The following is a 12,824-nucleotide window of genomic DNA, read 5'->3' on the forward strand; positions in this document are numbered from 1 at the left end:
AAGGAAATCACTTTTACTTCGGTAAAGGTGATTTTTTCTTTTTATAAAGGGAATTAATACAGTCTTTCATTTCTTTCTGTTTCTCATTTCGTTTATAATATAAAGTAAGAATGTAGTAAAGAAAGGGGGATGTCGGAAAGTGGTATATTTAAACGACAAACTCAGCGAAACAAAAGTGTTTAAAGACCCAGTACATAAATATGTGCACGTGCGTGATCGTGTTATTTGGGATTTAATCGGAACGAAAGAATTTCAACGCTTGCGCCGTATTAAGCAGCTTGGAACGACATTTTTTACATTTCACGGTGCAGAGCATAGTCGCTTTACTCATTCGTTAGGTGTATACGAAATTATTCGTCGTATGATTGATGATGTGTTTGATGGCAGACCAAATTGGAATGCTGAAGATAGATTGTTATGTTTATGTGCGGCATTACTTCATGATGTCGGCCACGGCCCATTTTCTCACTCGTTTGAAAAAGTATTTTCATTAGATCATGAGAAATTTACGCAAAAGATTATCGTTGGCGATACGGAGATTAATGATGTATTAAGTCGTGTTGATAAGGAGTTTCCACAAAAGGTAGCAGATGTAATTGCAAAAACGTCTACTAATAAATTAGCGATTAGTATGATTTCGAGTCAAATTGATGCGGATCGTATGGATTATTTATTAAGAGATGCTTATTTTACAGGCGTAAAGTACGGAAACTTCGATATGGAACGTATACTGCGTGTAATGCGTCCGTATGGGAATCAAGTAGTCATTAAAAATAGTGGTATGCATGCTGTTGAGCATTACATTATGAGTCGTTATCAAATGTATTGGCAAGTATATTTCCACCCGGTAACGCGAAGTGCAGAAGTTATTTTAACGAAGATTTTACACCGTGCGAAATCACTGCACGAGAAGTATTATACATTTAAAAATCATCCTGTTCATTTCTATTCTTTATTTGAAGAAGAAGTAACAGTAGAGGATTATTTAAAGTTAGACGAGAACGTTATGTATTACTACTTCCAAGTATGGCAGGAAGAAGAAGATCCAATTTTAAGCGATTTATGTCGCCGTTTTATGAATCGAAATCTATTTAAATATGTAGAGTTTACAGATAAACACGGTTTAGATAATTGGATGGAATTAAGTAGTTTATTTAAAAAGATTGGACTTGATCCGGAGTATTATTTAGTAGTTGATTCAACATCAGACTTACCGTATGACTTTTATCGTGCAGGAGAAGAAGAAGAGCGTCTACCAATCCTACTTCTTATGCCAAACGGAGAGCTTAGAGAGCTTTCACGTGAGTCGGATATTGTTGAGGCGATTACAGGTAAGAAAAGAACGGATCAAAAGCTATTCTATCCACATGATTTAATCTATGAAGATGGAAGAAAAGGAAAATATAAAGAGAGAATTATTGAGTTGTTAGAAGGAAAGAAATAAGAAGCAGCTAATGGCTGCTTCTTATGAAAAAACTTGAAATTATTTGTCGCTTAAGCGTTTTCCGCCAACTGCATAATGGTTTTTGGACATTTCTTCGATGAAAACAACGATGTTTTCTTCAGGAGCACCAGTTGTTTCGCTTACTGCTGCTGTTACTTTCTCAGCAAGAGCTTTCTTTTGTTCTTCTGTGCGTCCTTCTAGCATTTTCACTGTTACGTATGGCATGTACAATCGCTCCTTTTATGTAAGTTACACTCTTATTATAGCGGATTATGGGGAAGAACAATCGAAAAAACAAATAATTTCTTTTTTGACATATGGAAGAGGAGATGAAGTATGGATCAGTTATTTAGATATCCATTGCACGAAATTCCGTTAGTAGCAATGGCAATTATTATTGCACTATCCGTTCATGAATTTGCACATGCATATGTTGCATATAAATTTGGGGACGATACAGCAAAGAGACAAGGGCGTTTAACGTTATCACCGATGGCCCATTTAGACCCTATCGGTTTGATTGCAGTATTAATTCTTGGATTCGGTTGGGCAAGACCAGTTCCTGTTAACCCATATAACTTTAAAAGACCGCGTCTGGCAGGTATATTAGTTTCAATTGCAGGGCCGATTAGTAACTTAATTTTAAGTGCAATTGGTTTAATTATTTGGTATAGCTTATTAAAATTTGGTGTATTATACTCAATTCCATCTGCAGTGGCAGATACGTTAGCTCAATTTTTCCAGATTTTTATTATGCTGAATATCGTTTTACTTGTATTTAACTTATTACCAATCCCGCCACTTGATGGATATCGAGTTGTGGAAGATTTAGCGCCAGCAAATATTCGCGCGAAAATGACACAGTATGAAAAATACGGGGCAATTGCGTTATTAATTCTCGTTATTACACCGCTTAGTAATTATACAATTCAACCTATTTTTCAGGTAGTTATTCCGCATGTATTTGTATTTTTAGATAGCATCATTGCGCCTATTTTTGGCCTTTTATAATTTTTAAGTGAGGAGGATTTTACATATGACAGAGAAAAAGAAAAAAATCGGTTTTAATATCGTGAAAAATGATTCAACAGATGGACATGGTGGATTTGGTGTTGGGGCATTAAGCTTAGAAAACATTTCACCTGTATTTGTTGATGTACTAGAGAAGACTGCATTCGTTGATATCGGTGCGATGCATGCGCGTAGTACAGTAGAAAAAGGTATTAAGTTTTTAACAAATAAAGATGAAGTTCCAAATGGAAAACCATTTTGGCTTGTATGGGTAACAATTGAAAGAACTGCGACAGGTGCGTATTACGCAGGTGTAACAGCTTGTGAAATGACAGTTGACCGTGAGATTCGCCGCGGATATAAATCACTTCCAGAACACGTAAATAAAATGGATAAATCATTGAAGCGTCACATTATGGTTGACCATATGGATGAATCATCTAAAAAGGTACTTGGTACGTTCTTGAAAGAACATAATGAAGCGATTTGGAACGAATCTAGTGAAGAATTGCGCCGTGCATTATTAAGTGAATAAAAAATAGCTGACGGGTGCCCGTCAGCTATTTTTTTTACCAAGGAAGATATTTGTTCCACCAACTTGTTTTTTTCTTTTCTTCAGTCGTTTTTTCAAATTCTTCTTTATCATCGACGTGATCCATACAATATTCAGTCGGTTCGGTACCTTTAGCGAAATACATTTTCACAGAAATAGGACAATTTTTTGTAGCAATTTTACCGTTCTCTGGATTGATATTAACCGCTACGACGTCACTTGGTTGTTTAAATTCTTTTTTAGGCTGTCCATCTAAGCCTTTCTCCATCGTATCAGTCCATATTTTCTTCGCATATCCTTGTTCTGCGACGTTTGAAATAGATTTAGGTTGATCATATCCGACCCATACACCTGTTACGATTTGCGGAGTAAATCCAATCATCCAACTATCCGTTTCAGTAGAACCAGATTTGCCGGCATATGTTCTTGATAATTTTGATAACATCGATTGGCCAGTTACAGCAGCATAACTGCTTAGTTTCTTATTAAACATACCAGTCATCATTTCTTCCATTACAAACGCTTTGCTCTTGTCGAGAACTTGTTTACTCTCTAAATGAGCATCGTATAATATATTTCCTTCATGATCCATAATGCGGCGAATGAAAGTAGGTTTTACTTCTTTTCCACCGTTTGCGAACATGCTATAAGCGTTAACCATTTCAATTGGTTTTACTGGTGATGTACCGAGAGCTAGAGAAGGTACATCTTTTAATGCACTTGTAATTCCAAATTGTTTCGCTGTTTTTGCAAGCGCGTCATCTCCTAAAAACAAATTCGTTTTCACAGCATATATGTTATCAGAGACTGCGAGAGCTTGTGCCATCGTTACGAAATCATCGGCATAATAATCTTTATAGTTCTTCGGTTTATACTTTGAAACGCCGTCACCTAAGGTGAATACAGTATATTCGCTTTTTAAGCGCGTAGCAGGCGTGAATCCTCGTTCTAATGCCGCATAATATAGAAATGGCTTAAATGTAGAACCAGGCTGACGAATGGCCTGTGTAGCCCTGTTAAATTGACTCGTAGTATAATCGGTTCCGCCAACAAGAGCAGCCACTTCACCTGTCGTTGGATTCATAGAGACGAGAGCAGTTTGTATGTTTGTTGTGTCAGGTATATGATCCTTTACAGCTTGTTCTGCTACAGCTTGTAGTTTAGGGTCTAGCGTTGTATAAATTCGTAAGCCACCTCGTTGTAAAGCTTGTTCGTCTAATCCGACATCACGAAGAAGCGAAGCTTGTACAGCATCTTGGAAATATGGTGCGACCTCTGCTACTTTTTTCGTATCTAATGAGGCAAAAGTTAGTGTTTCTTTCTTCGCTAAGGCTGCTTGTTGCTTCGTAATATATCCTTGCTTTACCATTTCATCTAATATGAGAGCTTGTCGTCCTTTAGCACGATCCTCTTTCAAAAAGGGAGAATAGACACTTGGCCCTTTCGGGATACCTGCCAGCATACTAGCTTCTGCTAATGTTAACTCTTTTGCCGTTTTATCGAAATATAGACGGGACGCAGCTTCGATGCCATAAGCGCCATGTCCGTAATAAATTGTATTTAAATATCCTTCTAAAATATGATTTTTATTATAGTTTACTTCAAGGCGGATAGTGTACATTGCCTCTAACAATTTTCGTTTCCACGTTTTATCATGATCTAAATACAGATTACGCGCGTATTGTTGTGTAATTGTACTAGCTCCTTGTACCTTTGCCATCGCTTTTAAATCAGCAACAATTGCACCTGCAATCCGTTTCAAATCGAAGCCGTGATGTTTATAAAATCTTTGATCTTCAATAGAAAGGGTCGCTTCTTTTACATAAGGTGAAATTTCATTAAGAGAGACATTGTAACGTTTTTGAATTTCGTTACTTTGTCCAATAACAGTATCATCGTTTGCGTAAAAGACGCTTGTTTGCGGGACCGCAACAGGAGGAGGTCCCATAATTTTTGCAACTATAATAATAACAAAAAAAGAAAAAACGAAGAAAAGGACGCACGAAAACATTGCGGTGAAGAAAAGACGTTTATATTTTTTAAGTTTTGGATTCATAGTTTGATCCATCTTTTTTCAGCCCCTCATTAATACAAGCGTTATTGTATTAGTATTGAGGGTTTTCGTTTATTTTAAACAATGAAATTTCGAAAATAAAAAAGCCCTTTCCATTAAGAAAGGAGCTCAAAGGCACGTGCTGGCCAATCGGTAATGATGACATCTACACCATAATCAATCATAGTTTGCAAATCTTTGTATTCATTAATTGTATATGGACGGAAAACATATCCTTGCTCTTGTGCTAACTGCACATATTCTTTCGTTAATAACTGGAAGTTTGGATGTAATCCACTTGCTTCTCTATGTTTTGCTTCGGAAATTGGATCAGCAAGTGGTGTATCATATAAAATTGCTCTTGGGATTTCAGGAGCAATTTCTGCTAATAATGAAACAGAGTCATGGTTAAATGATGAAAATACAATTTGATTAGAAAGATGATATTCACGCACAAGTGCAACAGCTTTTTCCTCAATATTTGGGTAATGAATAACATCTGTCTTTAATTCAATATTTAGTTGTAAATTCGTTGTGGAAAGCCAAATGAAAACCTCACGCAACGTTGGGATTTTTGCTTCATGGAAAGAAGGGTCTTTATAGCTACCAGCGTCCAATAATTGTAGTTCCTCTACCGTTTTTTCAGAAACAGGTCCAACGCCATTTGTTGTACGATCGACGGTTTCATCGTGAATTACGACAAGTTCACCATCTTTTGATAAGTGGACATCGAGTTCAATTCCGTGAGCACCAATGCGTTCTGCTTCTTGGAAGGCAATCATCGTATTTTCGGGATGTGTTCCTTTTACTCCGCGGTGAGCGAAAATAAGTGGTTTACTCATGTGAAATTCTCCTTATTATCTCTTTTCTTTTATTATGAAACTGCTTTAGGGAAAATACAATTGAATATGACAAACATTTACAAAAGTCTAACAGTTGCAGAAAAGTTAACGTTAACGTAAAATGTAATAATCAAGTGAAGGGAGGAATAAACATGTATAAAATTGATGAAGTAACAAAGCAAGTCGGTTTAACAAAACGTACACTTCGTTATTATGAGGAAATTGGTTTAATTCATCCCCCAGAACGTAGTGAGGGAAATATCCGTCTGTATACGGATGAGGATATTGCCAGAATTAAAAGAATTGTAGAAGCGAAAGAAGTGCTAGGAATCACACTTCAAGAAATGCAGCATTTCTTATCACTAAAAGAAAGAATGGAGCAAAGAAGAAATAGCGAAAACCCTCGTGATCGTGAAGTGATTCAAGAAATTAAAGATATGCTTGAAAAACAAGTGCAAACGTTAGACGAAAAAATGGAGCAAATGCAACGTGTAAAGGCAGAACTAGAAGATAGTTTACATCGTGCAGTAACATTTTTAGAGAGCACAAAAGGAGAGTAATCAAAATGGAGAGCAAACAAAAACTAGGGAGATTGATTACAGTGGTGGCTACCTTCCTTGCCTTTTCGGGTATAGGAGTAGTCGACCCAATTTTGCCGATTATTGCAGAGAAAATTGGTGCATCGCATTGGCAAGTTGAAATGTTATTTACCGCTTATATTTTAACGATGGCAATTATGATGTTACCAGCTGGTATATTTGCATCGAGATTTGGTGATAAACGGATGATGACAATCGGTCTTGCGATTGTGACTGTATTTGCGTTTATATGTGGTATGTCGCAAACGATTGCTCAATTATCTCTTTTCCGCGCTGGATGGGGATTAGGGAATGCGATGTTCTTCGCGACGGCGATGACTTTATTGATTGCATTAAGTAAAGAAGTTCATGAAGCAGTAGGATTATACGAAGCAGCTATCGGCTTAGGTATGGCTGGTGGACCGTTATTAGGCGGAATATTAGGTGGTCATTCTTGGCGTTATCCGTTTTTCGCGACGAGTATTTTAATTTTCTTAGCATTTATTTTAGTATTCTTTTTTGTAAAAGAACCAGAACGAAAAGTGAAGCGTAAGGCTGCTGGCGTAGGGGAATTACTTAACCTGGTGAAGTATAAACCATTTATGCAAGGTGCCATTTCAGGGATGCTATACTACTACGGATTTTTTGTCGTGTTAGCATATTCACCACTTATTATGCATTTATCAGCTATTCAATTAGGCTTTGTATTTTGCGGATGGGGACTCGCGTTAGCTTACGGTTCTGCAATTTTAGCACATAAGCTAGAAGGGAAATATGAACCAAAAACATTATTGAAGGGTAGTTTACTCGTATTTGCGATTTTCTTAATTGCACTATTCTTTGTGAAAATTATGTGGTTACAAATTACTCTTATCGTTTTATCAGGGTTGGCATCTGGCTTAAACAATGCATTATATACAAGTTATGTAATGGATATTTCACCTTATGAAAGATCTGTTACGTCAGGTGTTTATAACTTTGTTCGTTGGTTAGGTGGTGCGATTGCTCCGATTTTATCAGGAATTATCGGTCATACTGTTTCACCACAAAGTCCGTTTTTAGTAGGTGGAATTGTTGTGTTAGTTGGTTGTATTATGATCCTAATTCCAATTCGTAAACCATTAGAAATAGAGACAAAAACCCTTTCTTAAGAAAGGGTTTTCTTTCCTTTTATGGTGCAAACCCTTTCCACACATATGTTAGAACCCTCTGACTAAAATATATTTTCGGTATTTTTGTACTTTTAACTATACATTTTGGATGTTTTGTTTTATTTTTGTTAGGGGACATTAATGATGTCCCTATTATAAATTTGCATTGAAAGGCGTGATTGTACGATGGAACTATGGTTCACTGAGAAACAAACAAAACATTTTGGGATTACGGCGCGTATTAACCGCACATTACATACGGAGCAAACAGAATTCCAAAAACTTGATATGGTCGAAACGGAAGAGTTCGGAAACATGCTTATTTTAGATGGCATGGTTATGACAACAGAAAAGGACGAGTTCGTTTATCACGAAATGGTAGCACACGTACCTTTATTTACACATCCAAACCCTGAAAACGTATTAGTTGTTGGTGGCGGTGATGGTGGTGTTATTCGTGAAGTGTTAAAACACCCAAGTGTAAAGAAAGCAACTCTTGTTGAAATCGATGGAAAAGTAATTGAGTACTCTAAACAATACTTACCATCAATTGCAGGCGCATTAGATAATGAGCGTGTAGAAGTAAAAGTAGGAGACGGTTTCCTACATATCGCAGAAAGCGAAAATGAATACGATGTAATTATGGTAGATTCTACTGAGCCAGTAGGACCAGCAGTAAACCTATTTACAAAAGGCTTCTACGCTGGAATTTCAAAAGCGTTAAAAGAAGATGGTATTTTCGTTGCACAAACGGACAACCCTTGGTTTACACCAGAACTAATTACAACTGTGTTTAAAGACGTAAAAGAGATCTTCCCAATCACTCGTTTATACACAGCAAACATTCCAACTTACCCAAGTGGTCTTTGGACGTTCACAATTGGATCTAAAAAACATGATCCATTAGAAGTAAGTGAAGAGCGTTTCCACGAAATCGAAACGAAATACTACACAAAAGAATTACACAATGCAGCATTCGCATTACCAAAATTTGTTGGCGATTTAATTAAGTAAGAGAATTGTATCAAACAAATAAAGTGTAAGTAGCTCATTTAAGGTGTTTGTCCAGAAGACTTGAACATGCTAGCTACTTACACTTCTGTAGAGAAAATCGTCTTCTTGTTGTTAAAAAGAAGACCCGGTAAATCGAGAAAGAGGAGCAATTCGCTCCAAATTTGAGAAATAGTGAAAGGTTGGGATACCTTAAGTTCCACATAAGGAGGAAAAGAATATGCGTTTTGATGAAGCTTATTCAGGTAAAGTATTTATTAAAAGTCATCCAAGTTTTGAAGAGTCAAAGGTAGTTATTTATGGGATGCCTATGGATTGGACAGTAAGTTACCGTCCGGGATCTCGTTTTGGCCCTGCACGTATTCGTGAAGTATCAATCGGTCTTGAAGAATATAGCCCGTATTTAGATCGTGAACTAGAAGAGGTAAAATATTTTGATGCGGGTGATATCCCATTACCATTCGGAAACGCACAACGCAGCTTAGACATGATTGAAGAGTATGTATCAAAACTTTTAGATGCCGATAAGTTTCCACTAGGTCTCGGCGGTGAGCACCTAGTGTCTTGGCCAATTTTTAAGGCAATGGCAAAAAAATATCCGGATTTAGCAATCATCCACATGGATGCTCATACTGATTTACGTGAATCGTATGAAGGGGAGCCTTTATCCCACTCTACACCAATTCGTAAAGTGTGTGATTTAATTGGTCCGGAAAACGTATATTCTTTCGGAATTCGTTCTGGAATGAAGGAAGAATTTGAATGGGCGAAAGAAGTAGGTATGAACTTATACAAATTTGACGTATTAGAACCGTTAAAAGAAGTATTACCGAAACTTGCTGGCCGCCCAGTCTATGTCACAATCGACATTGATGTATTAGACCCAGCTCACGCTCCAGGAACAGGAACGTTAGAAGCTGGCGGTATCACATCTAAAGAATTATTAGATTCCATCGTAGCAATTGCAAATTCAAATATAAATGTAGTTGGAGCAGACTTGGTAGAAGTAGCTCCAGTCTACGACCATAGTGATCAAACACCAGTCGCAGCAAGCAAATTCGTGCGGGAAATGCTACTCGGTTGGGTGAAGTAAAAGCGGAATCGGCTCGCCCAGAATGTGAGGGGGATGGAGCTTCAGACATAGAGGCGTTTTTTGCCTCGAAGGAAGAAGCGAAGCCATCGATCATTCTAGCCGCTGCAGCTAGATAAAATAAAAGTGAAGCCGACTGTTTAGGCCCGGTGGCTAAGGTTCTTTCCTGCAAAAGGCGCTTTTTGCCTCGAAGGAAGAAGCGAAGCCACCGATCATTCTAGCCGCTGCAGTTAGATAAAGTAAGAGCCCCCTATATGATTAGAGGGCTCTTATTTTGTCGTTATGTGCTGGTAAGTCGATATATTTAAAAAACTGCCGATATAATTTCATTTACCGTTACGCGATACAAAAAAGAGCTATTCCTAAACGATGGGAATAGCTCTTTTTCTTATGCAACCTTCTCTTCCGAAGTAACTCCGCGAATTTCATCAGCAGAGCGGATCGGATATTTACGGAACACAATAGATCCGATGTATCCGACAATAGTGGTAACGATTCCACATAATATAGCAGCAATTGTTACTTTTACAACGTCATTAAATCCGAATAAGACAAGAAGTCCTGGGATTGGTGATGCTGTTCCTGGTGCATTATTAACGAGCTGGAACAGAGAGGTAATAATACCAGCAAGTGCACCGCCAACGAAGTTTGTCGCATAAATTGGAATCGGATTTGCTGAAACAACATCGGCTTGTGTTAAAGGCTCGATTGCTACAGCAATTGTATCTTTCTTTGAACAAATTTTTAATCGTTTAAAGAAAATAAAGTTCATTGGGGCTGAAGCTGCTACAGCCAGACTACCAATTGCCATTGGTAAACCTGTTAATCCAAGCATTGCAGTTAGTGCCATAGAACTCAGTGGAGAGGTAGAAATGACTGTTATTAATCCACCAAGCATAATACCCATAATGATAGGACTTTCTGTAGTTGCAACTGAAATCATAGAACCGATTTTACCAAGTGTGGCGTTAACGAGCGGATCCATAAGCATTGCCATTCCGCGTGAGATTGGTGCAGCGATAAATAGGATTGCTAAAAATTCCACACCAGCTGGTAATTTCTTTTCGAGAAATTTCACGACGAAGGCACAAACGTATCCAGCGAAAAATCCTGGTAAAATACCGAATCCACTAGTAGCGATACCAATTAAAACAGCATATACGGGGGAAACACCGATTGCTAATGCGACTAAAATCGCTGCTGCGACACCGCTCATACTACCGGAAGCTTCTCCTACTGATTGTAAAAAGTCATTATGAAACATTTCTCCACCTATATAACGGTGAAATGCTTCAATAAGAAAACTTACAATTGCTGCATTAGCTAAAGCACCCATCGCCTTCATTCCGTAAGGCGCACGGTAACTGAAAAGTGTAAATAGACAAAGTACAACAAGTAATAGTGCTAAACCTTGCAAGATAGCCATTTGAAAACTGTCTCCTTTGATTTTTGTAATAAAAATTCGTATCATTCAATAATAATATAAAAGTGTATGAAACGGAAAAATTTTTTCTTGGGAACTGGCTGTAAGAAAAAATCCCTTACAATAATGTAAGGAAAGTGTAAGACTTTTAGATAGAGTATAGTATGCTCTTTTCCGTATAATACAAGTATAGATATAATACTAGCGAGAAAGAAGTGCAAACAGGAGGTTCATGTATGAAATTGGTAATTAAAGTTTTAGCTGTATTCGCCATTATTCTAGGTGGAACAGCGTATTATTTGAACACAAAAACAGAAGGTGTACATGCTTTTGTAGACAACTTCTTTTCAAATAAAGAAATACAAGATTATTATGCGGTTATAGATAAAGGTGAGAAAAAAGACGGAGAATACTTGTATACTTTTAAAGGGTATACAGAAGATGGAAAGTTACAGGTTATTAAAAGAATGATGAACCGTGAATTGCATACGGGGGCGTTTATAAAAATTTATGCAAAAGGTATGCAAGGAAAAGGATGGGCTGAAATCCCGAAAGAATCCATTCCGCAAAAAGCGTTGGAAAAAATAGAAAAACCATAAAAGGAGCGACTCATTCGCTCCTTTTTTAGTACGTTAAAATAGTGATAGATGTCTTCTCTTTGTGAGAAATAATTTTTGCACGTCCACCAATTGGAAAAGTGAAAATCGGGGTTGTATGCCCGAAACTTGCGTTTGCAATGATAGGGATATGTGCAAGTTCAGGTTTTGAAGCAATCATTTCTTGAATGTCTTCTATCGTACATTCTGCACCTTTTTGCATCTTTCCTATAACGATTCCCTTTATGTATTCAAAACCTTGCTGCTGCATAAGGGAATGTAAATAACGATCAAAAGTTTTAAGAGTAGATGTTCCAGTTAAACTATCTTCTTCAATAAATAAAATTTTCTCCTTTAAATTTGGCATATATGGTGTACCTTGCAGTAAGTTAAATGTGCTCATATTGCCACCGATAATATCTCCCGTAGCTTCTCCTTCTTGAATTGAAACATATCCTTCATTTTTAATAAATTCTCGATTTTCCTGATCTATATACCAAGAATCATCGCTCCATGTTTCAGATGGAAGGACTTCAATAGGCTCATTAGAAGTTAAGCACTTTAAAAAGTAATCGGTTGTATACCCGAGCCCTTTCTCCATTCCAAACGAAGAGAAATGGGGTCCTGAGTATGTAACAAGCCCTGTTTTTGCGTAAATTGCATTATTTAAGGCAGTAATATCAGAATAACCACAGAAAAATTTCGGGTTTTCACGAATTAAATCATAATCGAGATGTTTCAATAAACCATTTGAGTTGTATCCGCCAAGTGTAGTCAAAATAGCTTTTACATTAGGGTCTCGAAATGCTTCATGGAGGTCTTGAATGCGGGAAGAAATAGAGGAGGAAGCAAATCGATCTATCTCATCAGCATATTTTGAGAATGTAACTTGAAAGCCCATGTCAGTTAATCTTTTTATAGCAAGTTTTCTATTTTCATTTGAAACAATACTTAAACTACACGATGGTGAAATCACTCGTATTTCAGCACCCTTTTTTAACTTTGTTGGTATCACTACATTCACCTCTTTAATTGAAAGAATATTTAGATTTAAAAAATATTTTATCATATG

General features: G+C 37.2%; 13 protein-coding genes. 8 read left to right on the forward strand and 5 right to left on the reverse strand.

Going from position 1 to position 12,824, the window contains the following annotated elements:
* Positions 1-139: 139 nt before the first annotated feature.
* Positions 140-1,444, forward strand: coding sequence for an HD domain-containing protein (locus HMAS_RS21220; protein ID WP_000262730.1), 1,305 nt, complete (start codon positions 140-142; stop codon positions 1,442-1,444).
* 39 nt (positions 1,445-1,483) lie between these two features.
* Here HMAS_RS21220 and HMAS_RS21225 read toward each other — a convergent pair whose 3' ends face one another.
* Positions 1,484-1,669, reverse strand: coding sequence for a 2-hydroxymuconate tautomerase (locus tag HMAS_RS21225; RefSeq protein WP_001147171.1), 186 nt, complete (start codon positions 1,667-1,669; stop codon positions 1,484-1,486).
* A gap of 111 nt (positions 1,670-1,780) precedes the next feature.
* On the opposite strand from HMAS_RS21225, the gene HMAS_RS21230 reads away from it, so the two are divergent.
* Together HMAS_RS21230 and HMAS_RS21235 are read left to right on the forward strand one after the other, a co-directional pair.
* Positions 1,781-2,455, forward strand: coding sequence for a site-2 protease family protein (locus HMAS_RS21230; RefSeq protein ID WP_000372445.1), 675 nt, complete (start codon positions 1,781-1,783; stop codon positions 2,453-2,455).
* Between the two features lie 25 nt (positions 2,456-2,480).
* Positions 2,481-2,990: a YwhD family protein gene (locus HMAS_RS21235; RefSeq protein ID WP_000136678.1), complete on the forward strand. Its 510-nt coding sequence runs from the start codon at positions 2,481-2,483 to the stop codon at positions 2,988-2,990.
* Between the two features lie 34 nt (positions 2,991-3,024).
* On the opposite strand, the gene HMAS_RS21240 is transcribed toward HMAS_RS21235, so the two are convergent.
* Both HMAS_RS21240 and HMAS_RS21245 read right to left on the reverse strand, forming a co-directional pair.
* Complete coding sequence (locus HMAS_RS21240) at positions 3,025-5,076, reverse strand: transglycosylase domain-containing protein (protein ID WP_000372950.1); 2,052 nt, start codon at positions 5,074-5,076, stop codon at positions 3,025-3,027.
* 101 nt (positions 5,077-5,177) lie between these two features.
* The gene (locus HMAS_RS21245) at positions 5,178-5,903 is read right to left on the reverse strand and encodes a glycerophosphodiester phosphodiesterase (protein WP_116345009.1); all 726 of its coding nucleotides are present in this window, start codon (positions 5,901-5,903) and stop codon (positions 5,178-5,180) included.
* 152 nt (positions 5,904-6,055) lie between these two features.
* On the opposite strand from HMAS_RS21245, the gene HMAS_RS21250 reads away from it, so the two are divergent.
* The 4 genes from HMAS_RS21250 (at position 6,056) to speB (ending at position 9,736) form a co-directional block, all read left to right on the forward strand.
* The gene (locus tag HMAS_RS21250; RefSeq protein ID WP_000276560.1) at positions 6,056-6,463 is read left to right on the forward strand and encodes a MerR family transcriptional regulator; all 408 of its coding nucleotides are present in this window, start codon (positions 6,056-6,058) and stop codon (positions 6,461-6,463) included.
* A gap of 5 nt (positions 6,464-6,468) precedes the next feature.
* Positions 6,469-7,632, forward strand: a complete 1,164-nt coding sequence (locus tag HMAS_RS21255; protein ID WP_000444227.1) for an MFS transporter — start codon at positions 6,469-6,471, stop codon at positions 7,630-7,632.
* Positions 7,633-7,818: 186 nt separating this feature from the next.
* The gene (speE, locus tag HMAS_RS21260; RefSeq protein ID WP_000424696.1) at positions 7,819-8,646 is read left to right on the forward strand and encodes a polyamine aminopropyltransferase; all 828 of its coding nucleotides are present in this window, start codon (positions 7,819-7,821) and stop codon (positions 8,644-8,646) included.
* A 217-nt stretch (positions 8,647-8,863) separates the two neighbouring features.
* Positions 8,864-9,736, forward strand: coding sequence for an agmatinase (speB, locus tag HMAS_RS21265; RefSeq protein ID WP_001209831.1), 873 nt, complete (start codon positions 8,864-8,866; stop codon positions 9,734-9,736).
* 385 nt (positions 9,737-10,121) lie between these two features.
* Here the strand turns inward: speB and HMAS_RS21270 are convergent, their stop codons facing one another.
* A complete protein-coding gene (locus tag HMAS_RS21270; RefSeq protein ID WP_116345010.1) occupies positions 10,122-11,159 on the reverse strand; it encodes a PTS sugar transporter subunit IIC in 1,038 nt (345 codons plus the stop codon).
* Positions 11,160-11,392: 233 nt separating this feature from the next.
* On the opposite strand from HMAS_RS21270, the gene HMAS_RS21275 reads away from it, so the two are divergent.
* Complete coding sequence (locus HMAS_RS21275; protein WP_000779921.1) at positions 11,393-11,755, forward strand: YxeA family protein; 363 nt, start codon at positions 11,393-11,395, stop codon at positions 11,753-11,755.
* Between the two features lie 25 nt (positions 11,756-11,780).
* Here HMAS_RS21275 and HMAS_RS21280 read toward each other — a convergent pair whose 3' ends face one another.
* Positions 11,781-12,767 carry a S66 family peptidase gene (locus HMAS_RS21280; RefSeq protein ID WP_006922030.1) on the reverse strand — a complete coding sequence of 329 codons (987 nt, stop codon included), beginning with the start codon at positions 12,765-12,767 and terminating at the stop codon, positions 11,781-11,783.
* Positions 12,768-12,824 lie beyond the last annotated feature (57 nt).

The organism is Bacillus sp. HMA207 (assembly GCF_003402455.1).
Taxonomy (GTDB): Bacteria; Bacillota; Bacilli; order Bacillales; family Bacillaceae_G; genus Bacillus_A; species Bacillus_A cereus.

Coding starts and splice junctions, on each gene's coding strand:
- HMAS_RS21225 (WP_001147171.1), bottom strand. CDS start 1,669: ATGCCATACGTAACAGTGAAAATGCTAGAAGGACGCACAGAAGAACAA.
- HMAS_RS21230 (WP_000372445.1), top strand. CDS start 1,781: ATGGATCAGTTATTTAGATATCCATTGCACGAAATTCCGTTAGTAGCA.
- HMAS_RS21235 (WP_000136678.1), top strand. CDS start 2,481: ATGACAGAGAAAAAGAAAAAAATCGGTTTTAATATCGTGAAAAATGAT.
- HMAS_RS21240 (WP_000372950.1), bottom strand. CDS start 5,076: ATGGATCAAACTATGAATCCAAAACTTAAAAAATATAAACGTCTTTTC.
- HMAS_RS21245 (WP_116345009.1), bottom strand. CDS start 5,903: ATGAGTAAACCACTTATTTTCGCTCACCGCGGAGTAAAAGGAACACAT.
- HMAS_RS21250 (WP_000276560.1), top strand. CDS start 6,056: ATGTATAAAATTGATGAAGTAACAAAGCAAGTCGGTTTAACAAAACGT.
- HMAS_RS21255 (WP_000444227.1), top strand. CDS start 6,469: ATGGAGAGCAAACAAAAACTAGGGAGATTGATTACAGTGGTGGCTACC.
- speE (WP_000424696.1), top strand. CDS start 7,819: ATGGAACTATGGTTCACTGAGAAACAAACAAAACATTTTGGGATTACG.
- speB (WP_001209831.1), top strand. CDS start 8,864: ATGCGTTTTGATGAAGCTTATTCAGGTAAAGTATTTATTAAAAGTCAT.
- HMAS_RS21270 (WP_116345010.1), bottom strand. CDS start 11,159: ATGGCTATCTTGCAAGGTTTAGCACTATTACTTGTTGTACTTTGTCTA.
- HMAS_RS21275 (WP_000779921.1), top strand. CDS start 11,393: ATGAAATTGGTAATTAAAGTTTTAGCTGTATTCGCCATTATTCTAGGT.